The following is a 20,739-nucleotide window of genomic DNA, read 5'->3' as shown; positions in this document are numbered from 1 at the left end:
CCCGGTGGTGAAAGATGGAAGTCGAGACCCTTATCTGGAAGTACGCGCTGGTTAACGCTTACACCCACAAAGGTAAGGCGAACCCAAAGGCTGTCATAGGGAAGGTTCTCGGCGAGAACCCCGAGCTGAGGCCGAGGGCGAAGGAGATAATCCCGCTCGTTAACGAGATAGTTGAGAAGGTTAACGCTCTAAGCATTGAGGAGCAGGAAAAGAGGCTCCACGAGATTTATCCGGAGTTCTTCGAGGAGAAGAAGACCAAGAGGGAGGAGAGGAAAGGTTTGCCCCCTCTTCCCAAAGCGGAGAAGGGGAAAGTGGTTACCCGCTTCGCCCCGAATCCGGATGGAGCTTTCCACCTCGGGAACGCCCGCGCGGCAATCCTGAGCCACGAGTACGCTAGACTCTACGACGGCAAGTTCATCCTCCGCTTCGACGACACCGACCCAAAGGTCAAGAGACCTGAGCCGATCTTCTACGAGTGGATTAAGGAGGATTTGGAGTGGCTCGGCTTTAAGATTGACGAAATCCACATAGCAAGCGACAGGCTGGAGATATACTACAACTACGCCGAGAAGCTGATTAAGATGGGTAAGGCCTACGTCTGCACGTGCAAACCGGAGAAGTTCCGCGAGCTTCGCGACAAGGGAATAGCCTGCCCGCACAGGGACGAGCCGGTGGAGGTTCAGCTCGAGCGCTGGAGGAAGATGCTCAACGGCGAGTATAAAGAGGGTGAAGCGGTGGTCAGGATAAAGACCGACCTCAGCCATCCAAATCCAGCGGTGAGGGACTGGCCTGCCCTGAGGATAATTGACAACCCGAACCACCCGAGAACCGGCAATAAGTACCGCGTCTGGCCCCTATACAACTTCGCGTCAGCGATAGACGACCACGAGTTAGGAGTTACCCACATCTTCCGCGGACAGGAGCACGCCGAGAACGAGACGAGGCAGAGATACGTCTACGACTACTTCGGCTGGGAATACCCTGTTACAGTCCACCACGGCAGGCTGAGCATTGAGGGAGTTATCCTCAGCAAGTCAAAGACGAGGAAGGGCATTGAGGAGGGCAAATACCTCGGCTGGGACGATCCCCGGCTGGGAACGATTCGCGCCCTCAGGAGAAGGGGCATAAGGCCCGAGGCAATTAGGGAGCTTATCATCGAGGTCGGCCTAAAGAGGAGCGACACAACCGTCAGCTGGGACAACCTTGCCGCGATAAACAGGCGCATAGTCGAGCCAATAGCCAACCGCTACTTCTTCGTTGCAGACCCGGTTCCTATGTACATCGAAGGGGCCAAGGAGTTCACCGCCGAGATACCGCTCCATCCCGACTATCCGGAGAGGGGAGTTAGAAAGCTTAAGTTCGAGCCGGGCAAACCGGTGTACGTCTCTAGAGACGATATGGAGCTCTTTAAACCGGGCAACTTCGTCCGCCTGAAGGACCTCTTCAACGTCGAGATACTCGAGGTCAGCGAGGACAGTATCAAGGCCAGATTCCACAGCGTTGACTACGAAATAGCGAGGGAGAACCGCTGGAGGATGGTGCACTGGGTTACCGAAGGAAAGCCCTGCGAGGTTCTCGTTCCCGAGGGGGACGAGCTTCTCGTGAGGAACGGCCTGCTTGAGGCCGATGCCGACGTCAAAGTCGACGACATCGTCCAGTTCGAGCGCTTCGGCTTCGTCAGAATCGACGAGGTAAAAGATGGAAAGGTCAGGGCGATTTTCGCCCACAAGTGAGCTTTTTCCCACCCCACTTTTCTATTCCCTATTCAAAACCGAAAAAGGAAAGACTTCAAGGGGTCTCCTGCGATACCAGGCTGTCTCCCAGGAGGCCGAAGAGGACTATGGCAGCAGCCAGTATGCCAGATACCACGTATATTCCCCCGGCCCTGAACACGCCGAAGAAGGCGTAGAGTCCCCCCACGAGGAACAGCAGTACGGCGATTCCAACGATCACCATTGATGGGGTGGAGAGCCGATTCTTTGAGGTCGCCACAGGGTAGAGCTCAAAGATCGCCGTGAAGAAGGTTGCGATGACTACCGCCCGGACTATCATGTCCGCCACGCTCGGAGGGGAATCCAGGATCCCTATGAGAAGGGAGATCCCGATGAGGTATGTGGCGGCCCTGGTTCTGCCCACCCCGAGCATGGACTCGATTATCTGGAGGCCGACCTCCGCCGTAGGCAGGAGACTGGTTATGCCCGCGAAGAAAGTCGAGAGCCCTATCAGAACCAGCAGGATCTGGTAGTTGGAGAGTATCTCGGGCAGTTCGCCGAGGAGGGCTATCGCACCCTCAGAACCCCCGTAGACGTAGGTCAGGAGCCTTTCGGGGGTTGTAGGGGCTATCGCGTAGACAATGGTTATGGTCGAGAGCACCCCTATGAGAAGCTGGATGAAGATTCCCGTCCCTATGATCAGCTTGGCATTAAAGCGCTCGTTGAGAAAGCTGCCCAGCATCAGGTAGAATCCGAACCCAAGGCCAATCCCGTAGAGGGCCCTCTCCGCGGCCGCTTTTATCATCTCCAGCGTTATCCCGTGCGTGGCCACGAGCATGTGTTTGGCCATTCCAAGGAAGGCCGCGTTCTCGGGTATCTGGGTCTTGAAGGCTATCGTAGTCACGAGGACCGCCAGGACGAAGAAAACAGAGCCTACGGCCATTATTGTGAAGGTCTTTTCCCTGGCTCGCGTGAGTATAAGGAACGCCAGGGCGAACATTATCACCTTGGCGATTAGTCTGGCGACCGTTCCTGTTCCCAAAACGGGCGAGAGGATCGAGAGCATCGTGTTGGCGGCGTAGTAGGAGAGGAACATCGCAACGACAGTGAGTATGGACAGTATCATTCCAGGTTTTCTGGCCACCTTGGTGTAGAGCTCGACGAAGTAATAGCCCGATTTCATGACGGTCTCGGCCTCGAGTATGGCCACGTAGGTGAACACTGCCAGGAACACGAGGTGCACGGCCATTCCCGTCATGCCGTACTGGAGCCAGAACTGGGGGAACAGGCCGATGCTCCCGATTCCGGTCGCAAAACCTGCAACGAGAAAGATCAGGTAGAGGGTCCACTTCTTTATCTCATCCATATTTCCACCCCCTGGATTTTACGCTCCCTGCTGGGAGTGAACGCCTAAAAAAGTTCCGTTTGGAGCTTTTTCAGAGACTTCAATACAAATTTGAAAACTGGGAAAAATACGAAACATCAGTCAAGGCCCCACCACTTAACGAGTCCGAGAAGGAACCTGTGGGGCAATTTCTCATGGTGTGGGTAAACCCTGATGGCGTGATGCCAGCACGGGTCGCCGAGGTGTTTGAGTGCGTTGCCCTCGTAGGTGTAGAGCCACCTTCCATCTCCCAGTTCTTCGGGGTGCCTTATCTCTATGATGTGGGGCCTCTCGACGTTGTAGCCCTCCGCCCTCACCCCGTAGTAAAGCTCCACCTTCACGTCCTCAGGTTCAAGACCGTCGAGGTAAACTATAGCTTCGATCCTCCTGCCGTCCTCGCCAATCTTAACGTCCTCGAACCTGACCGCGTCCCATGATGCGGTTACCCTGTCCTTCCACGCCGCTATCTCTTTGGCTCCACGGTAGTTCTCCCTCGTCAGCCAGATGTGGTTGCTCATGGCCTTGGAGTAGAAGCGATCCATGTACTCCTTGACCATTCTGTGGGTGCTGAAGCGAGGCGCGATGCTCTTTATGCTCTCCTTCATCATGTATATCCAGCGCTCGCGGTTGTCGTAGTATGTCGGTACTATCTCCCTCTCTAGGAGTTCGTAGAGGGACTGGGCGTCCTTCGCGTCGTCGGCCTCGCTTTCAGGCTCGGTGCTCTCCTCGCCGATGACCCAGCCGTTCTTGCCGTTGTAGCCCTCGACCCACCAGCCGTCAAAGATGCTCGCGTTGAGAACTCCATTAAGGCCTGCCTTCATGCCGCTCGTCCCGCTCGCTTCTAACGGTCTCCGTGGTGTGTTGAGCCAGACGTCAACGCCAGCAACCATCAGCCTCGCGCTGCCCATGTCGTAGTTCTCCATGACGAATATCTTGCCCCTGAACTCGGGCATCTGGCTGACCTCGTAGACGCGCCTCAGGAACTCCTTTCCTGCTTCATCGCGCGGGTGGGCCTTTCCACCGAAGACTACGTAAACCGGCCTCTCGGGGTCGTTGAGTATCTTTTTGAGCCTCTCAAGGTCGCTCAGGATGAGGGTGGCGCGCTTGTATGTGGCGAAGCGTCTGGCAAAGCCTATAATGAGGGCATTCTCGTCGATGTTGGGCAGCGGATCATCTGTTCCGAGGCGCTGGTTTCTGAGGAGAACCTTCCTCCTGAGGAGTTCGAGGAACTGCCTCTTGGCCTCAAGGTGGGCCTCCCACAGCTCCTCGTCCGGGATTCTCTCGACGGCGAACCAGATGCCCTCCAGGTTCGTGTGCTCGCGCCAGACCTTTCCGATGTAGCGGTCGAAGAGCTTCCTCATCTCGTTGTGAACCCAGGTCATGGTGTGGACGCCGTTGGTTATGCCCTCTATGGGGATCTCATCTATGGGAACGTCCGGCCAGAGGTCCTTCCACATGCGCTTGCTTACCTCGGCATGGAGCTGGCTCACGCCGTTGACGTAGCTCGACGTCCTTATGGCCAAGAGAGTCATGTTGAGCTGGTCGCCCTCGCGGCCGAGTTCGAGAATGTTTTCCTTCCCCTCCAGGAACCCGGAGAGCCTCTTCCTGACCTCCCCAATCGGGAACCTGTCGTGGCCGGCTGGAACGGGCGTGTGGGTGGTGAAAACCGTCGTTCCTCTAACAACGCTCAGAGCCTCGGTGAAGGTCAGCCCCTCCCCCATGTACCAGGCAATCCTCTGGAGGTTCACGAAGGCCGGGTGTCCCTCGTTGAGGTGGACGACGCCGGGTTCTATGCCGAGGGCCTTCAAAAGGCGCATTCCACCGATTCCGAGGAGTATCTCCTGCTTTATGCGCTTGTCCATCTCGGCGTTGTAGAGGTAGTCGCATATGGTTCTGTCCTCAGGACTGTTCTCGGGCACGTCGGTGTCGAGGAGGTATATCCTCACCCTCCCGACCCGGACCTCAAAGGCCCTCGCGTAGACGGTTCTATCTTCTATAGGAACCTCGATGAGGAGCGGCTTTCCGTCCTTCCCGAGGATGGGTTCGATGGGCATCTCCTCGGGCCTGTATTCCGGAAATATCTCCCTCTGCCTTCCATCCCGGTCTATCTCCTGCCTGAAGTAGCCGTGCTTGTAGAGAAGGCCGACCGCTATGAAAGGTAACCCGAGGTCGCTGGCGGTCTTAACGTGGTCCCCGGCGAGGATTCCCAGTCCGCCGGAGTAGATTGGCAGACTCCTGCTTATGCCGTACTCCATACACAGATAGACTATGGGCCTGTCCCACTTGGGGTAGTTGGTCGAGAACCAGGTTGAATCTGGGTTCATGTAGGCCTCGAACTGGTCCATCACCAGATCGTAGAGGTTCATGAAGTCGTCGTCCCTGAGGAGTTCTTTGAAGCGGCTTTCAGGGGTGTCGAGGAGGAGCTTAACCGGGTTCTTGTGCTCCCTCCATAGCTCCGGGTCGATCCTCTCCCAGAGTTTTGTTGCCCGTCTGTTCCAGCTCCACCAGTAGTTGTAAGCCAGGTCCGCCAGCCCCTTAAGGGGATGGGGGAGCTTCTTCCTCAACATCATCTCGGTGTTAACCATGGAGATCACCCTGTATCATCCGCAGTGATACCTAATTATCCATGGCATTAAAAAGTCTTGCCGCTCGTCAGATGCCGAAGAAAGAGGGATTACAGCCCCCTCTCAAGGGCGAAGGGGCTGATGTAGTCGCCGTACTTCTCCCCTGCCTCAAGCAATCTCTTCCGCTCTTCCTCGAGAACCTGGAACAGCTCATCTGGCACGTCCTCGAGCTTTCCGTATGTCTCCTCGATGCGCTCGATCTTTGCAAGGAGTTCTGGAACCCTTATCGTGAACTGCTTCTCATAGTCTTCCCTGGTGTAGTCCGCGCCGAGAACGTCCCTGAAGAGCCTTGCAAGGTCCCTGTATCGCGGGATATAACCTATGGGCGTCTCTATGGCATCAACGTCACCATGCACGCGAAGCTCCATCCACTTGAGCCATACGGCTTTGTCGAGCTTGCCGTTGAGCCAGTTGCCGTTTTCATCGCGGAGAAAGTAGTTGACGGCGAATATCTTCGGCGTTTTCCTGATCTTTTTCCCGAACTCGAGGTAGTTCCTTATGTAATCTCCAAGGTGGACGCTCATGAAGTCGAGAATGGCCATCGGGTTGAATGCTCTAACACCTTCCTTGCCGAGAGTTGCGGCTGTAGTCTCGCTCTCAAGTGAAGCACCCATCGTTATAACGCCATGCTTCCAGTCGAATGCTTCCCTAACCGGTGGCCAGGTGTCCTTATCGCGGCCGCCGAATATCATGCCTCCAACCTCAACGCCGCACGGGTTCTCAAGTGCTTCCAGATCAACGTTCGGGAAGTGCTCTAGAGAGACGGTAAAGCGAGCGTTCTTGTGGCTCGGGGGTATCTCGTTGCCCTCCTCGTCCTTCTTGCCCTTCCACCATTTTCCGCTGTGGTTCTCCCCATCCTCAGGAATCTCAATGCCCATGTCGTTCCAGTAGGGCTTTCCATCCTTCACCAGAACGTTCGAGAAGATTATCTCAACCGGTGAGTGGAGAACCTTCCAGAGTATGGGGTCGTCCCGCGGGTTCACCCCCTGGATTATTCCGAAGACACCCTTCTCAACGTTCGCCCCCCTCGCCACACCGTTGACGGGGAGGATGAAGCTCAAATCGTCGCCGACTATGTTCTCCCAGGGTATCATGGCCGTTGAGGTCTTTCCGCACATGCTCGGATACGCTCCTGTAAAGTAGGTCTTCCTGCCGTGCGGGCCGTTCACGCGCATTAGGAACATATGTTCACTGAGCCAGCCCTCCTCGACGGCCCTCTTGATCGTGAGCCTGAAGGCAAGCTTCTTGAGGCCTATCGTGTTCCCGCCGTACTGGGTGTTGACGGAGTAGACTGTCTCGTCCTCGAGGTCGATGTAGATCCTCCTCTCCTCAAGGTTCTTGCTCGTCTTCCTCTCGTCGAGCTCTCCAGCTGAGTGGACGAAGCGGAAGAACCTCGCGCTCCTTCCCAACCTCTTAAACTCCTCGTAGCCCTTTCGATAAAGGATGAACTCGGAGTGGGCAACGTAGGCCGAGTCTGTGAGCTGAACCGCTGGGATGGTGAATATCGAGTTCCTCGGGCCAAGGGTGAAGAAGCAGACGAAGAGTTCTTTGCCCCTCATTATGCCCCTCATAAGCTCGCGTATCTCCTTCAGGCCCTCTTCTCTATCCTTGGTGTTGATGTAGGGGAGCTTCTTTCCACCGGGAGTCAGTATGGCGGTGTTGGCCTTGTCTCTCGCCTGGTCGTAGTAGCTGTCGTAGTGGACGGTGTGGTTGGGGGTTTCGAGCATTTTTTCCTCGCCATAGTAAATGGCCTTCCAGCGGACGGAGATCTCGTCCTCCTCGCTGTCAGTACAGACGAAGACCTTCTCGGGCTCCAGCCACTCTATCCACTCCGCCAGAAAACTGTGGAGTTCCGGGTTGTCTATCGCCTTTATCTTCCCAAACTGATCCTTCTCGAGGAGTTTTTCGAGCCTCTCAAGGGCTTCCATTGTATCGCCTCCGGGAAGAGTTGAGCGATGCCTTAAAATAGTTTATCGAGTAACCCCATACGCTGGTGAACCCATGGGTTCAGCGCTGAACCAATCGGAAGGTATATCAGCTGGGAGTGGTACACGGTGGTGGTGCCGGTAATGAAGGCTGTAGTGCTCGCCGGAGGAAGGGGGACGAGGCTTCTCCCGCTGACGGTATACCGGCCGAAGCCCATGATCCCCTTCTTCAACAGACCCCTGATGGAATACGCCCTGCTGAACCTCGTTAACGCGGGCGTCGATGAGGTCTACGTCCTCGTCGGCTACCTGAAGGAGCGTATAATGGAATACTTTGGGGACGGAAGCGAGTGGGGGCTTGAGATTCACTACTCGAACAAGGACAACATAAAGCTCGGGACGGCTGGGGCCACCAAGAAGGTGGTAAAGCACATGGACGATACATTCTTCGTAGTTTCCAGCGACGTCCTGACGAACCTCGATCTGAAGGCGCTCTACGAGTACCACCGCTCGAAGAAGGCCCTCGCAACGATAGCGCTCTCCCGCGTTGAGGACCCGACCCAGTACGGCATAGCCATCATAAACGATGACGGGAGGATCAGGCAGTTCAAGGAGAAGCCAAAGCCGGAGGAGGTCTTCAGCAACCTCGTCAACGCAGGCATCTACGTCTTTGAGCCGGAGGCTTTTGACCTCGTTCCGAAGGCAAAGGAGTTTGACTTCTCCAGGGACCTCTTCCCGAGGATGCTGGAGAACGATTTAGCGCTCTACGGCTTCCCCTTTAGTGAGTACTGGAACGACGTGGGAAGACCCTCGAGCTACCTGCAGGCAACGGAGGATGTTTTTCAGGGGAGGCTCATTCTCCCGGATCTGAGAACCGAGGGACTTAAAGGCAATCTGGAGTACGGGGGGCCGATATTCACCGGACGGAGGTGCATTCTGAGAAGGCCGGAAATCAGGGGCTTCGCGGTTCTCGGTGACGACGTAGAGATAGGCCGAAACGTTAAAATAGAACGTTCGGTGATACTCTCGGGTGTTACCATAGGGGACGGTGCCGAGATCAGGGAGGCAATAATCGGGGAGAACGTCCGCATTGGAAAGGGCGTTGTAATCCAGCCAGGAAGCGTTATCGGAGACAACACGCTCATCGAGGACTTCAGCAAGATCGGTTCGAACGTCAAGATATGGGTCGAGTCCAGGATAGGACGGGAGAGTATAGTGCTGCCCGACTGAGGTGATGGAGATGGAGGTTTACTATTCCCCACGGTTCAACCCCGAGGAGCTTGCCCTTCTCGGAAGGGCCATAGGAACGATTTCGCACGGTACCATAATCGTCGGAAGGGACGGAAGGGCAATATCGAGGTACGGAAAGCGCGCTATGGTCGTTGGAATCGTCAGCACGGGTTCGACGATAATGGACGTTCGCCTGATTCCCCTCATAGCCCTCAAGGACTTCGCCCACAGGAAGGGTCTTCCGCTCGCCTATGTTTACTACTACAACGGCGTCCGCGTTTACGTCAACGGCATGGACGCAGACGAGATAAACACCATTCTCGAAAGCAGGAGCTTCATCGAGGCGCATCCAAACGACATAGGCGCGACCGTCTACTATCCGAACGCCCTCGACGACTTCCTGCATGAGCTATTCAAACACTACAACTTCAGAATTGAGGGTAAAGCCCTGGTGGATGCCATGAACACCCCCGCTGTGCTATTCTTCCCGCGCATGAGCGAGCACTTCGGCTTCGAGGTAGAGCTCATCAACGATATGATGACCAGCTACCTGCCGCCAAAGCCGAAGGAGGTCTTCCTCCACAAGCTCAACAAGGGGAACTACGACTTCGGCCTCCGCTTCAGACCCGAGGGCGTGGTCGAGTTCTACCGCGATGGAGAGGAACTCGAGTTCGGGAGCATGTGGGGACTGCTCGATCACATGAAGCGGAACCTTTGATCTTTTTTGGCCTTCTTTTAAACTCCCCTCAAAATTTTTGTGGAAACCGTTAAAAGCCGGGATCCCGAGCTCTCCTCGTTTCGGGGGTGGCACCTGTGGGAATGTTCATTGTCATTGAGGGTATTGATGGAGCGGGTAAATCAACCCAGGCGAGGCTTCTCGCAAAATGGTTCGAGGACAGGGGCTATGAGGTGGTTCTGACCAAGGAACCCACGGACACGGCCTTTGGCAAGCTCATCCGAAAGCTCGTTCTCACCGGGGGGAAGGAGGGCATAATAGACGGTGCCAGAATAAGCCACGAGGCGGAGGCACTCCTCTTCGCGGCTGACAGGGCCGAGCACGTTGCAAAACTCATAAGACCATCACTCGAAGCCTGCAAGGTGGTCATCTCCGACCGCTACTTCTATTCCTCGCTCGCCTACCAGTGGGCGAGGGGCCTTGACCTGGAGTGGCTGATAGATTTAAATCGCTTTGCCATCAGACCGGACCTGGTGATACTCCTCGACCTTCCGGTCAAAGAGAGCATGAAGAGGCTGAGGAGCAGGAGCATAAAGAGCGAGTTCGACAAGATCGTGGAGCTCCAGAAGAGGGTGCGCGAGAACTACCTCAAGCTGGCGGAGCGCTTCCCGGAGATGAAGATCGTCAACGCCCTCGCGAGCGTCGAGGACATCCACAGGGACATAGTGGCCCTCGTGGAGCACGAGCTCCTGGGGAAGTAAAGGGGTCAGCCAGTGCCAGTCTCCTCATCCTCGAAGTCAGACCGGTAAACGCTCTTCATCCCCCCTCTCCCTTCGGCGGTTGCTTTTTAAAAGGTTCTCCCAAAAGAAAAGCCGGCCGATGACGAGCGTTAGCCACGCTGAGCGGTGAGGAGAAGAGGGTTAGCCGAGGCCGGTTTTCCGCACGTAGTTCAAAAACTCCCTCAGGAACTCCAGACCTGCCCCGCTGTTAACAGCCTTGGGATGAACGGAAAGGAAGAAGGTACCCCTGGTGTTCTCATAACTCGATTGGGCACTCTCCAGCCGATAGTTGAGCAGAAAACGGGAGAGATACCAGGTATACTCGCGATTTAGAATGGGTTCGGCGGTACCGTTTGGAAAGTAAACGAAGTCTTCTCCTATGACCGTCAGGTTGCGGGAGAGGAGAACCCTCAGGGCCTCGCCGGAGAGGGCGTATCTTGGGGGAAGGAAGTATTCGGGAATGAAGCCGGCATTTCCAAGCTCTCTCAGGCCCATGTCAAGTCTCCTCTCCGCCTCGCCCCGGCTGCAGTCGAACTCCCTCCCGATGTGGTCGTAGCCATGGAGCCCGATGTGGTAGCCCTCGCTGCTCAGGTTCTCCAGGAGGGCCTCGAACTCCGGGTGATCTCTGAGACGCTCCCCACCGCCGTGGTCGGGTATCACGAAGAGATACGTTCGGTTCTGGAGGTTGTACCCGTTGATTATCGCAGTTATCTCCCGGAGCTGCTCCGCATAACCGGGACTGACGTCATGGATCAGAATAACGAAACGGCCGAATTCCGGAAGGTAGGCGGGCTCACCCAGGGAGGAAGTCGAAACGTAGACAAGAGATATCGTCGCCAGCACAAGGACAATGGACAGTTTTCTCATCGGCCTAAAATTGGGGAAGGGACGTAAAAAACTTTCTCAGATGTGTCTCTTAAGGAAATCACGAACCCTCTCCTTCCACTCTTTGGGATGGAGTTTGAGCGTCCTCACGTGGGGCGCATCTGTCACCCAGAGTTCCACGTCGGGGTTCACCTTCCTGTTCCTCTCGTAGAACTCCCTGACCTCCTCAACTCTCACGAGCGGGTCTTTTTCGCCGGCTATGAGAAGGAGCGGCTTCCTTACCCTGTCAGCGTACTCTATCGGGTGGACCTCCTTTCCACCGCTGAGGAGCTTCGTGAAGGGTTTGACGATGAAGTAGAGCCACTCCGGAAGGCCGGCGAAGTACTTCAAACCGCGCGCCCCGGTCCTGTCAAGGTACATCGGAGGACTGTCGGCCACGCCGCAGCAGACCTCAGGGATTTCGGCCAGAGATCTTATCGTTAGCATCCCGCCCATGGAGAAGCCGACAAGAGCGATCCGCTTTGCACTTTCCGGGTGGTTCTCGATCAGCCATTTGACGGCCGCCACTACATCCGCTATCTCCTTATCCCCAACGGTCGTGTACTTGCCCTCGCTCTTTCCGTGCGCCCTGAAGTCAAAGGCGAGGACGTTGTAGCCCTCCCTCAGGAGGAACTCGATGGTGGGCTTCATGTAGACATCGTCCCACCTACTCCTCGTGTAGCCGTGGAGCGGGATCACGGTCTTATCGCTCCCGTTCGGAACCCACCATCCGCTGAGCTTCAGGCCGTCTTCGGTCTCGAATGTTATATCCTCGTGGTCAAAGCCAAAATCCCCCGGCGTCCACTCACCGATGAAGCGCGGCGGCCTGACCATCCTGTAGGCCACGAAGGCCGAGAAGACGAGGAATGCCAGGAAGATGGAAACCAGGAGGGAAACGAGCCATAACATAGTTATCCCTCCGTCTTCACCTCAAGGTTCCTCATGGCCCATATCATCGGCATCGCCAGGAGGACCATTACTGCACCAATGGGGAAGAGCACCCTGTAGTTCTCGCCCGCGAGGTCCACTATTGCCCCACCAATAACCCCCGCCAGGAGGACCGGCAGCGAGCGGGTCGCCTCGAAGAAGCCGTAGTAGCGGCCGGTGAATGCTTCCCTCTCGAACTTGGTGAGCAGGTCGCCGATGACCGGATACGATGCCGCCATCAGGATTCCCCAGCCGATTCCAGCTATCCCAAGGGCGATCACTATCTCGGTCTGGCTGTGGATGAACCAGCCCCAGAGCTGGGGCAGGGCAAAGATCAGTCCGCCGAGGATTATGCTCAGTCTCCTCCCCAGTCTATCGTAGATTATGCCCCCAGGGAGTGCCCCCAAAAGCACCGTCACGTTGAACAGGGCCATGAGGTAGAGGCCGAGCGATGTGACAGCCTTTATGCTCTCCTCGTCGGCCGAACCGTAGAGGATGTAAGCGAGGATTCCGTAGAGGAAGATGGCTATGAACTCGAAGCTCATCCACCAGAGGGTCTGCGCCGAGTAGAACTTGAGGAAGTCGCGGTTCTCGACTATGCTTCTAAGGTAGTCCCAAAGGCCCTCTCCCTCTCCCGTTTCCGGTGCTTCCGGCTCCCGGATTATGAAGTAGACGAAGAGCGCCGCCCCGATGAGAAAAGCGGCGGTTACTATGAAGGGTATCTTTAGGTATGGAGTCTGTGCCAGGGCCTTTATTCCTTCACTTTCACCGGTCTCGGCAACGGCCTTGGCTATTAGGAAGCCGGCTAAACCAAAGAGGAAGAGGTTGCCCGCCCATTCGAGGAGTGTGATCACTCCGCTGGCCTTTCCACGGTGACCGCTCTCAATCGTGTCGGGCATCAGGGCGCGGTACTGGGCCGTGTAGGTGTGCATGGCGAAGTAGAAGAAGCCCAGAGCCAATGCGAAGCCCCAGAGCGGGACGTTCATCACGTAGGCGGTGTAGATGAGCAGCGCCGCCACCCCGGCCATGAGACCGCCGGCCATGATGAAGGGCCTCCTCCGGCCGTGCCTCGAGCGGAGGGTATCGCTGTAATAGCCGAAGAGAACCGGGATAAAGAGTCCAATGAGACCCTCGGCGGCGAGGATGGTTCCCTTAACGAAGGCGGAACCTGTGTAGCTCGAGAGCAGAGGGAAGGACAGACCCTTGTTGAGCGCCCAGCCGACGCTCCTGCTGAAGCCGAGCAAAGCAAGGCCGAGCACCACGCCCCAGCTGAATCCCCTCTTTTCCACGCTTTCACCCCCTATTTGCCAGGAAATTGTTAAAGACGTTTTTACGTTTTCGGTTCAAAGGTGAAAGAAAGGAGAGGTCAGTCCATATCGGGAACGTAGTCGAGGGCGGTTCCCCTTCTTCCTACGATGTCCCCGCGTCTGACGAACTGCATCGCTATCGCAGCCAGTACGAAGAAGGCCGTTGCGAAGGGCAGGAGCGTTCTGTAACCTATGAGGTCCAGGAAGGCTCCAGCGAGAGGAGGCGCAACGAGGTTCGCCGCCTGACTGAAGAAGTAGTAGAGCCCCGTGTAGCCTCCAAGCTTTTCCTCCGTCGTCATATCAACGACCATCGGCAGAGAGTTGACGTTAACCATCGCCCATCCCATCCCCCCGATGAAGAAGAGCCCCATGAACGTCCTCACCACCGGGTCGGAGAGGGAGCTCGAGGATGGCTTTGAGCCTTCTCCGACGAGGTAAGCACCGAGCATTACGGCTATCACTATCAGGAGTCCGAGCGTTATCGTCTTCCGCCTTCCGAAGCGGCCGCCGATAAAACCTGCTGGAATTGCGAAGAGCATGAAGCTCAGGCTGAAGACACCCAGGAGGAACGCACCGGTGCTCTCCTCTATTCCGAGGTGGTACTTGGCGTAGCTCGTGAAGAAGGTCTCAAGGGAGTTGAAGGCGATGAACCAGAAGAAAACCGCCAGGAGTATCGCGAGAAGACTCTTCTCGTGGCTGGCGAAGACGTCCCTGAGGTTCTCCTTCAGCTCGCCGAAGCTCTTGTGCGATGTTTCAGCGAGGAGCTTTCTCAGACTTATCCCCTCGCCGGGGGTACGGTACTCCTGCGGCTCGGGGACGAGGAGAACCACGAGCAGGTTGGCGATGAGCATTATGGCGGCGCCGAAGTAGAAGGGATAGGCATAGTTCATGTCGTAGAGAACCTTACCTCCGAAGTAGGCCAAAAGCGCCCCAAGGCCGCCCATGAAGTTGATTATGCCGTTGGCCTGGCTTCTCTTTTCGCTGGGAGTGATGTCCGGCATGAAGGCAACAACAGGGGAGCGGAAGAGAGCCATAAAGAAGTTCATCAGGACTATCGTACCCATGAAGAGGGCCAGATTGCCGTGTTCCCTCGCTATCGGAATGAGCGCGAACATTATGGCCGCGGAAGGTGCACCGAGCAGAATGTAGGGTTTCCTTCTCCCAAGTCTCGTCCGCGTCATATCGCTTAGAGCACCTAGGAAAGGGAGCAAAAGAACCGCGAAGAGGTTGTCGATGGTCATGATAAAGCCGGTTATGGTCTTGCTCAGGTGGAAGGTGTCCTGCAGAAAAATCGGAACGTAAGCGTTGTATAGCGCCCAGATGATGCTTATCCCAAAGAAACCGAGACCGAGGATGAAAATCCTGCTGTACCTGAATCCCATGTTCATCCCTCCGATTGTACCGCGTGGCTTTAGGGGTGAGGTGGTTTCGTGGATGAAACTTTTAAGGGTTGTGAGCCCATCTCTGGACTGCCGGTGGGGTGACAGTAATGTACAGTGAGAAAATTCTCATATTGGGGCACAGAGGTTTTAAGGGACCTCTCGAAAACACCCTTCCCGCTTTCAGGAGGACACTTCGTTATGCGGAGGGGATGGAGTTCGACGTCCGTATGACAGGGGATGGAAAGCTCATAACCCATCATGATCCAGGATTCTACGCCGGCGGCTCCTTCCACCTCGTCGGAGAGCTCAGCCTCAGGGAACTCAGAAGGCTGCACCCCCTGGGAAGGTTGATCCCCACTGTGAAGGGAGTGCTCGATGAGTTTAAAGGGGCGATCTTCAACGCCGATGTGAAGGAAGAACTGGCTTTGAAACCCCTCCTGGGGGCCGTTGAGTCGTCGGACCTCCTGGAGAGAACGGTGTTTTCCTCCGAAAACCCCCAAATTGTCGAGGCCCTCCTTCGGGAGTGCCCGGATTGCCGGGTGGGTTTCTCCATCACAGGCTACAAAGCCGTTTTCCGGATACCAAAATTCAGGAACCTTTACTCCGTCCATGTTCCGCTGGATGCTGTTTCCTACGTCGGTTACCGTGCCCTCCTTACGCTCCTCAGGGCTCTGCGAAAGAGGGGCCTGAGGGTATACCTCTGGAACTACCGGATGAATGAGCTTGAGTGGGTTCCAAGGCTCTGGCGCTTTGCCGATGCCGTTATCTCGGACGATCCCGCGAGGTTGAAGAAAAGTTTTTACGGGTAGCGCATACTCCATCGGGGCGATACCCATGGGAGGATGGAAATCAGAGAGGGTTCTCGTTCTGGGACATAGGGGTTACTCCTCCAGATATCCAGAAAACAGCCTTCTGGCCTTCAAGAAGGCCGTTGAAGTCGGTGCGGATGGCGTTGAGCTCGACGTTTGGCTGACAAAGGATGGAAAGGTCGTAGTAATGCATGACGAGACCATAGACAGAACGAGCGACATGAGTGGAAGGCAGAAGGACATGACGCTTGAGGATCTCAAGAAGGCGGATATAGGCATGGGTGAGCGGATTCCGACGCTTGATGAGGTCTTTGAAGCCCTTCCAGAGAAAGCCCTAACCAACATCGAGCTCAAGGACGTCGATGCAGCAAAGGAAGTGGCCAGAATAGTTAGGGAGAACAACCCCGAGAGGGTCATGATATCGTCCTTCGAGATCGAGGCCCTCCACGAGTACAGGAAGCACGACAGGGATACAACGATGGGCCTCCTGATTGACAGGGAAGAGGTAGTTCCGCTCATTCCAAAGCTTAAGGAGGAGCTCAACCTCTGGTCCATAAACATTCCAATGGAAGCGATACCGCTTCTCGGCCTTGAAAAGACCCTCCAGGCCATAAAGTGGGCCCGCACCCTCGGACTAAAAGTCGTCCTGTGGACGGAAAACGACGAACTCTTCTATCTCAACGACAACCTTGCAAAGCTGAAGGGCCTCTTCGAGGTGGTCATTGCGAACGATGTGGAGAGGATGATTAGTTACCTCGGGGAACTTGGGCTCAGGTGACCGAACCCCTAATATACTTTTTCGCTTTTTCTTCTCCCTGGTGATCAATATGAAGAAGTTCATACTCTCACTCGACGAAGGGACGACATCTGCCAGGGCGATAATATTCGACAGGGAAAGCAACATCCTTGGAATCGGCCAGTACGAGTTCCCCCAGCATTATCCCAAGCCCGGCTGGGTGGAGCATAATCCCGAGGAAATCTGGGAGGCGCAGTTCAGGGCGATAAAGACCGCCCTTGAGAGGGCCAAAATAGAACCGAACCAGATAGCCGCCATCGGAGTTACCAACCAGCGCGAGACGACAATAGTCTGGGACAGAAAAGGGAAACCGCTTTACAACGCGATAGTGTGGCAGTGCAGGAGAACGGCGGAGATGGTCGAGGAAATAAAGAGGGAATACGGCGATATGATAAGGCAGAAGACCGGTCTCGTGCCCGATGCCTACTTCTCCGCGAGCAAGCTCAAGTGGCTCCTCGACAACGTGCCCGGGCTGAGGGAGAAGGCCGAGAAAGGCGAGGTCCTCTTCGGAACGGTGGATACCTTCCTCATCTACCGCCTGACCGGGGAGCACGTGACGGACTACTCGAACGCATCCAGAACGATGCTCTTCAACATCAAGAGGCTCGACTGGGACGACGAGCTCCTCGAGATATTCGGGATTCCCAGGGACATTCTGCCAGAGGTAAGGGAGTCGAGCGAGGTCTACGGCTATACGAGGAAAGACCTCCTCGGTGCGGAGATTCCGGTGAGTGGAGACGCCGGCGACCAGCAGGCCGCTTTATTCGGTCAGGCTGGCTTTGAAACGGGAATGGTGAAGGCCACCTACGGAACCGGGAGCTTCATACTGGCAAACACTGGAAAGACCGTCCGCTATTCAAACAACCTACTCACGACGATAGCTTGGGGGCTGAAGGGAAAGGTAACCTACGCGCTGGAAGGGAGCATATTCGTAACTGGTGCCGCCGTCCAGTGGCTCCGCGACGGAATAAAGATTATCAGGCACGCCTCTGAAACAGAGGAACTCGCGGAAAAGCTGGAGAGCAACGAGGGAGTTTACTTCGTCCCGGCCTTCGTTGGCCTCGGTGCTCCTTACTGGGACCAGTTTGCAAGGGGCCTTATAATAGGCATAACGCGCGGAACCGGCAGGGAGCATTTGGCGAGGGCAACGCTGGAGGCGATAGCCTACCTCACAAGGGACGTCATTGAGGAAATGGAAAAGCTGGTCGGAATAAAGGAGCTCCGCGTTGACGGTGGAGCAACGGCCAACGACTTCCTGATGGCTTTTCAGGCGGACATACTCAACAGGCGTGTCGTGAGGCCGGTGGTTAAAGAGACCACCGCCCTTGGAGCGGCTTACCTAGCAGGACTGGCCGTGGACTACTGGGAGAGCCTTGAGGAGATAGAGCGCCTCTGGAAGGTCGAGAAGATTTTCGAGCCAAAGATGGACGAGGAAACCCGGGAAAAGCTCTACCGCGGCTGGAAGGAGGCCGTGAAGCGGGCAATGGGCTGGGCCAAGATCATTGATCAATGATCCAAACGAGAATGTACAGGGATGACCTTTCAGCCAATGGTCACTCACGTCCTCCCTTTTTATGCCCAGAACTGTTCTCCCGTGTCTCTTCGGCGGAACCAAAGGTTAAAGAAAGCTTTAAAACTGAGAAAAGCGTTTCCAGGCTCAAATCGGAGGGGAGAACATGAAGATCAGAGTGGCGATCCTAGGCGCTGGAATAAGCGGTGCGAGCATAGCGCGAGTCCTGAGCAAATACGAGAACCTTGAGGTTCACCTAATCGAGAAGGCACCAGACGTTGGCTGGGGCGTGAGCAAGGCAAACACCGCCTTAATTCACGGCGGTTACGACGACGACTCGGAGAAGTATCCGACGAGGGCAAGGCTCTGCATAAGGGGAAACAGGCTCTGGCACCAGTGGGTTAAGGAACTCCAGATAGCTCACGTATGGAACGGGGCTTTGATAGTTGCAACCAAGGAGGAGGACTTCGACGAACTTGAGAGGCTTTTGGAGCGCGGAAGGAAAAACGGCGTCCCCGAGATGAGGATAGTTGATAGGAACGAGCTCTTTCAACTCGAGCCGGGCCTCACGAGGGAGGCTATTGGAGCCCTGTGGGTTCCTATAGTCGGCCAGATAGCGCCGATTCCAGCGGTTATAGCGCTCGTTGAGAACGCCGTTGCCAACGGAGTAAAGACCCACCTCGAAACGGAAGTGAGGGGCATAAAGGTCAAGAACGGGGAGGTTAAGGGCGTTGAAACAAACAACGGCTTCATCGAGGCCGACATCGTCATAAACGCGGCGGGTCTTTATGCCGATGAGATAGCGAGAATGGCGGGAATAGACTACTTCGAGATTCACCCGAGGAAAGGAGAATACTGGATTTTTGATGACGACGTTCCCGGGCCGAGAAGGGTTCTTTTCCCGACGCCGACGCCGATAAGCAAGGGAATCGTTGTTACGACGGAGGTCTCCGGACACTTGATGATAGGGCCGAATGCCCAGGATTTGCCACCGGAGGAAAAGGACAACCTTGCAACCACAAGGGAAGGACTTGAGCAGGTGTGGGAAGGTGCCAAAAAGCTCTGGCCCCAGCTACCCCCAAGGAGCAAGGTCATCAGAACCTTCGCAGGACTGAGACCTGAGCCAACCGGGGGAGACTTCATAATCAAAGCGGAGGAAGAGGTCTGGGGTTTCATCAACGTTGCAGGCATTCGCTCGCCCGGTCTAACGAGCGCCCCCGCGATAGCTTATGAGGTTGCCCAGATAATCCGGCGCGACCTCGGAATTGAGCTGAAGGAAAAAGCCAAGTGGAACCCCTACAGGAAGGAGATAAGCCACTTCTTCATGATGACACCCGAACAGGTAAACGAAGCGGTTAAGAGAAACCCGGCCTATGGAAAGATAGTCTGCCGTTGCAACAACGTCAGCGAGGGGGACATTCTGGAGGCAATCGAGAGGATGAAGTTCATAGGCGTCAAAACTCCGAGCGTTGATTCCGTCAAGTTCAGAACGAAAGCTACAACCGGAACCTGTCAGGGAAGCTTCTGCAGGCCGAAAATAGTCCAGCTTTTAGCCAAAGAGTACGGCGTCGAGCCCTGGAAGGTCACGCTGAAGGGCAGGGGAAGCGAGATTGGGATGGGCGATGTTACGGCCTTCGGGAGGGATGATGCATGATGGAGATGCCCAACGCTCCGGTGCTCAACTATGATGTTGTCGTCATCGGCGGGGGACCAGCGGGGATGTCCGCCTCTATCGAGGCCGGGAAACTCGGACTGAAGGTTCTCCTGCTCAACGAGAAGCCGGCACCGGGCACGAACCTCGGACTCTTTGGAGGGAACGAGCTCAGGGAAAAGCTCGCCGCCGGCCTTGAGGATGCGGGAGTTGATGTTATCACTTCCGCGCGGGCCCTCGAGATCGGCAATCGCTCGGACCTCGAGAAATACGTCCTCTTCTCCTCCCCGATGGGGCTACGTGGGGTGAGAACAGGGGCCGTGATCTACGCCGCGGGTTCGAGGGAGCGGCACGCATTCGAGGTTGGCATCGTTGGCGATCGCGGGGCGGGAGTCTACACCGTGGGGGAGGCAATGGAGCTCATCTCCCTGGGCGTTCTTCCCGGGAGGAACGTGGTGATCGGCGGTTCCCACGACTCCGCCCTCCACCTTGCCTCTCGTCTGGCGGAAGAGGGTACGGTGACCATCGTTGATCGCAGGATCGAAGGCCCTCCACAGTGTCTCGGGAGGGCCGGGCTGATGACGGGGGCCAGTGTTGTTGAGGTTAGGGGGAGGAGGAGAGTGGAGCGCGTTGGCGTTGACCTTGGGGATCGTATGGAGTGGCTTGACGCGGATACCCTCATCGTTGGCGCCGAACCTGTACCGGCCATGGGGAAGCTGGTTCGGACCGGAGCGCTGGTTGATCCTGCAACCGGTGGGCCCCTGGTCAGTGAGTGGCTTGAAACTAGCGTTCCGGGCATCTTCGCCGCCGGGAACTCCCTGGGAACGGGCTATGACCCGGGGATTGCCGTCGAGCAGGGGACAATCGCCGCGAGGGGAGTGCTTGAGTTCATCGAGATGGGGGGGATAAGAAACGGAGGATGGGCGCGGGTCTTTGGAGGGGAAGGAGTGAAGTTTGTCTTTCCCCAGCTCCTGGGTGGTGGGGATGTCACCCTCTACGTTCGTCCGGAGGGGCCCCTTAAGAACGGCAGGCTGGAGATCCCGGAGCTGGGGATAGAAACCCGTGTTGGAGATGTCATCCCCTCCCGGATACTTCGGGTGAAGTTGCGTGGAGTGGACTTGAAGCCAGGAATGAAAGTTAGAATAATGATGGGGGGTTAAGAG

Annotated in this window: 16 protein-coding genes; 9 read left to right on the top strand and 7 right to left on the bottom strand. The window is 56.1% G+C overall.

The features are described from left to right. The first annotated feature begins 14 nt into the window (after positions 1-14). Positions 15-1,733: a glutamate--tRNA ligase gene (locus MV985_RS00260; protein WP_297457921.1), complete on the top strand. Its 1,719-nt coding sequence runs from the start codon at positions 15-17 to the stop codon at positions 1,731-1,733. Between the two features lie 55 nt (positions 1,734-1,788). Here MV985_RS00260 and MV985_RS00255 read toward each other — a convergent pair whose 3' ends face one another. The 3 genes from MV985_RS00255 to MV985_RS00245 all read right to left on the bottom strand — a co-directional run bounded on the left by MV985_RS00255 (position 1,789) and on the right by MV985_RS00245 (position 7,648). Then, on the bottom strand, positions 1,789-3,078 hold the full coding sequence (locus MV985_RS00255; protein WP_297457919.1) for a sodium-dependent transporter: 1,290 nt from the start codon (positions 3,076-3,078) through the stop codon (positions 1,789-1,791). 116 nt (positions 3,079-3,194) lie between these two features. Next, positions 3,195-5,681, bottom strand: a complete 2,487-nt coding sequence (gene malP, locus MV985_RS00250; RefSeq protein WP_297457917.1) for a maltodextrin phosphorylase — start codon at positions 5,679-5,681, stop codon at positions 3,195-3,197. Between the two features lie 89 nt (positions 5,682-5,770). Further along, complete coding sequence (locus MV985_RS00245) at positions 5,771-7,648, bottom strand: phosphoenolpyruvate carboxykinase (GTP) (RefSeq protein WP_297457915.1); 1,878 nt, start codon at positions 7,646-7,648, stop codon at positions 5,771-5,773. Between the two features lie 141 nt (positions 7,649-7,789). On the opposite strand from MV985_RS00245, the gene MV985_RS00240 reads away from it, so the two are divergent. The 3 genes from MV985_RS00240 to tmk all read left to right on the top strand — a co-directional run bounded on the left by MV985_RS00240 (position 7,790) and on the right by tmk (position 10,312). Further along, entirely contained in the window at positions 7,790-8,875 is a 1,086-nt protein-coding gene (locus MV985_RS00240) for an NDP-sugar synthase (RefSeq protein ID WP_297457961.1), read from the top strand. A 10-nt stretch (positions 8,876-8,885) separates the two neighbouring features. After that, entirely contained in the window at positions 8,886-9,593 is a 708-nt protein-coding gene (locus tag MV985_RS00235) for a phospho-sugar mutase (protein WP_297457960.1), read from the top strand. Positions 9,594-9,694: 101 nt separating this feature from the next. Then, the gene (gene tmk / locus MV985_RS00230) at positions 9,695-10,312 is read left to right on the top strand and encodes a dTMP kinase (protein WP_297457958.1); all 618 of its coding nucleotides are present in this window, start codon (positions 9,695-9,697) and stop codon (positions 10,310-10,312) included. 159 nt (positions 10,313-10,471) lie between these two features. On the opposite strand, the gene MV985_RS00225 is transcribed toward tmk, so the two are convergent. The 4 genes from MV985_RS00225 to MV985_RS00210 form a co-directional block, all read right to left on the bottom strand. Beyond that, the gene (locus MV985_RS00225) at positions 10,472-11,197 is read right to left on the bottom strand and encodes a DUF2334 domain-containing protein (RefSeq protein WP_297457913.1); all 726 of its coding nucleotides are present in this window, start codon (positions 11,195-11,197) and stop codon (positions 10,472-10,474) included. Between the two features lie 36 nt (positions 11,198-11,233). After that, complete coding sequence (locus MV985_RS00220) at positions 11,234-12,103, bottom strand: alpha/beta fold hydrolase (RefSeq protein WP_297457911.1); 870 nt, start codon at positions 12,101-12,103, stop codon at positions 11,234-11,236. Positions 12,104-12,105: 2 nt separating this feature from the next. Next, the gene (locus MV985_RS00215) at positions 12,106-13,410 is read right to left on the bottom strand and encodes an MFS transporter (RefSeq protein ID WP_297457909.1); all 1,305 of its coding nucleotides are present in this window, start codon (positions 13,408-13,410) and stop codon (positions 12,106-12,108) included. Positions 13,411-13,487: 77 nt separating this feature from the next. Further along, positions 13,488-14,810, bottom strand: a complete 1,323-nt coding sequence (locus MV985_RS00210; RefSeq protein WP_297457956.1) for an SLC45 family MFS transporter — start codon at positions 14,808-14,810, stop codon at positions 13,488-13,490. 107 nt (positions 14,811-14,917) lie between these two features. On the opposite strand from MV985_RS00210, the gene MV985_RS00205 reads away from it, so the two are divergent. The 5 genes from MV985_RS00205 (at position 14,918) to MV985_RS00185 (ending at position 20,736) form a co-directional block, all read left to right on the top strand. Continuing rightward, positions 14,918-15,619 (top strand): glycerophosphodiester phosphodiesterase family protein, encoded by a 702-nt coding sequence (locus tag MV985_RS00205; protein ID WP_297457907.1) that lies wholly within the window; start codon positions 14,918-14,920, stop codon positions 15,617-15,619. 25 nt (positions 15,620-15,644) lie between these two features. After that, a complete protein-coding gene (locus MV985_RS00200; protein WP_297457905.1) occupies positions 15,645-16,397 on the top strand; it encodes a glycerophosphodiester phosphodiesterase family protein in 753 nt (250 codons plus the stop codon). Positions 16,398-16,446: 49 nt separating this feature from the next. Continuing rightward, positions 16,447-17,928 (top strand): glycerol kinase GlpK, encoded by a 1,482-nt coding sequence (gene glpK / locus MV985_RS00195; RefSeq protein WP_297457903.1) that lies wholly within the window; start codon positions 16,447-16,449, stop codon positions 17,926-17,928. Positions 17,929-18,091: 163 nt separating this feature from the next. Continuing rightward, a complete protein-coding gene (locus tag MV985_RS00190) occupies positions 18,092-19,579 on the top strand; it encodes an NAD(P)/FAD-dependent oxidoreductase (protein ID WP_297457901.1) in 1,488 nt (495 codons plus the stop codon). After that, positions 19,576-20,736, top strand: a complete 1,161-nt coding sequence (locus MV985_RS00185; protein ID WP_297457899.1) for an FAD-dependent oxidoreductase — start codon at positions 19,576-19,578, stop codon at positions 20,734-20,736. Before MV985_RS00190 ends, MV985_RS00185 begins: the two co-directional genes overlap by 4 nt. Positions 20,737-20,739 lie beyond the last annotated feature (3 nt).

Origin of the sequence: Thermococcus sp., assembly GCF_027012695.1 — an archaeon.
Taxonomy (GTDB): domain Archaea; phylum Methanobacteriota_B; class Thermococci; order Thermococcales; family Thermococcaceae; genus Thermococcus.
The sequence above is the reverse complement of the archived record's forward strand: the minus strand, read 5'-3'. Positions and strand labels throughout refer to the sequence as shown.

What these genes read in the sequence shown, in the direction of transcription:
- MV985_RS00190 (WP_297457901.1), top strand. Translation starts at nt 18,092, where the DNA reads ATGAAGATCAGAGTGGCGATCCTAGGCGCTGGAATAAGCGGTGCGAGC.
- tmk (WP_297457958.1), top strand. Translation starts at nt 9,695, where the DNA reads ATGTTCATTGTCATTGAGGGTATTGATGGAGCGGGTAAATCAACCCAG.
- MV985_RS00200 (WP_297457905.1), top strand. Translation starts at nt 15,645, where the DNA reads ATGGGAGGATGGAAATCAGAGAGGGTTCTCGTTCTGGGACATAGGGGT.
- MV985_RS00205 (WP_297457907.1), top strand. Translation starts at nt 14,918, where the DNA reads ATGTACAGTGAGAAAATTCTCATATTGGGGCACAGAGGTTTTAAGGGA.
- malP (WP_297457917.1), bottom strand. Translation starts at nt 5,681, where the DNA reads ATGGTTAACACCGAGATGATGTTGAGGAAGAAGCTCCCCCATCCCCTT.
- MV985_RS00210 (WP_297457956.1), bottom strand. Translation starts at nt 14,810, where the DNA reads ATGGGATTCAGGTACAGCAGGATTTTCATCCTCGGTCTCGGTTTCTTT.
- MV985_RS00220 (WP_297457911.1), bottom strand. Translation starts at nt 12,103, where the DNA reads ATGTTATGGCTCGTTTCCCTCCTGGTTTCCATCTTCCTGGCATTCCTC.
- MV985_RS00185 (WP_297457899.1), top strand. Translation starts at nt 19,576, where the DNA reads ATGATGGAGATGCCCAACGCTCCGGTGCTCAACTATGATGTTGTCGTC.
- MV985_RS00240 (WP_297457961.1), top strand. Translation starts at nt 7,790, where the DNA reads ATGAAGGCTGTAGTGCTCGCCGGAGGAAGGGGGACGAGGCTTCTCCCG.
- MV985_RS00245 (WP_297457915.1), bottom strand. Translation starts at nt 7,648, where the DNA reads ATGGAAGCCCTTGAGAGGCTCGAAAAACTCCTCGAGAAGGATCAGTTT.
- MV985_RS00255 (WP_297457919.1), bottom strand. Translation starts at nt 3,078, where the DNA reads ATGGATGAGATAAAGAAGTGGACCCTCTACCTGATCTTTCTCGTTGCA.
- glpK (WP_297457903.1), top strand. Translation starts at nt 16,447, where the DNA reads ATGAAGAAGTTCATACTCTCACTCGACGAAGGGACGACATCTGCCAGG.
- MV985_RS00235 (WP_297457960.1), top strand. Translation starts at nt 8,886, where the DNA reads ATGGAGGTTTACTATTCCCCACGGTTCAACCCCGAGGAGCTTGCCCTT.
- MV985_RS00225 (WP_297457913.1), bottom strand. Translation starts at nt 11,197, where the DNA reads ATGAGAAAACTGTCCATTGTCCTTGTGCTGGCGACGATATCTCTTGTC.
- MV985_RS00260 (WP_297457921.1), top strand. Translation starts at nt 15, where the DNA reads ATGGAAGTCGAGACCCTTATCTGGAAGTACGCGCTGGTTAACGCTTAC.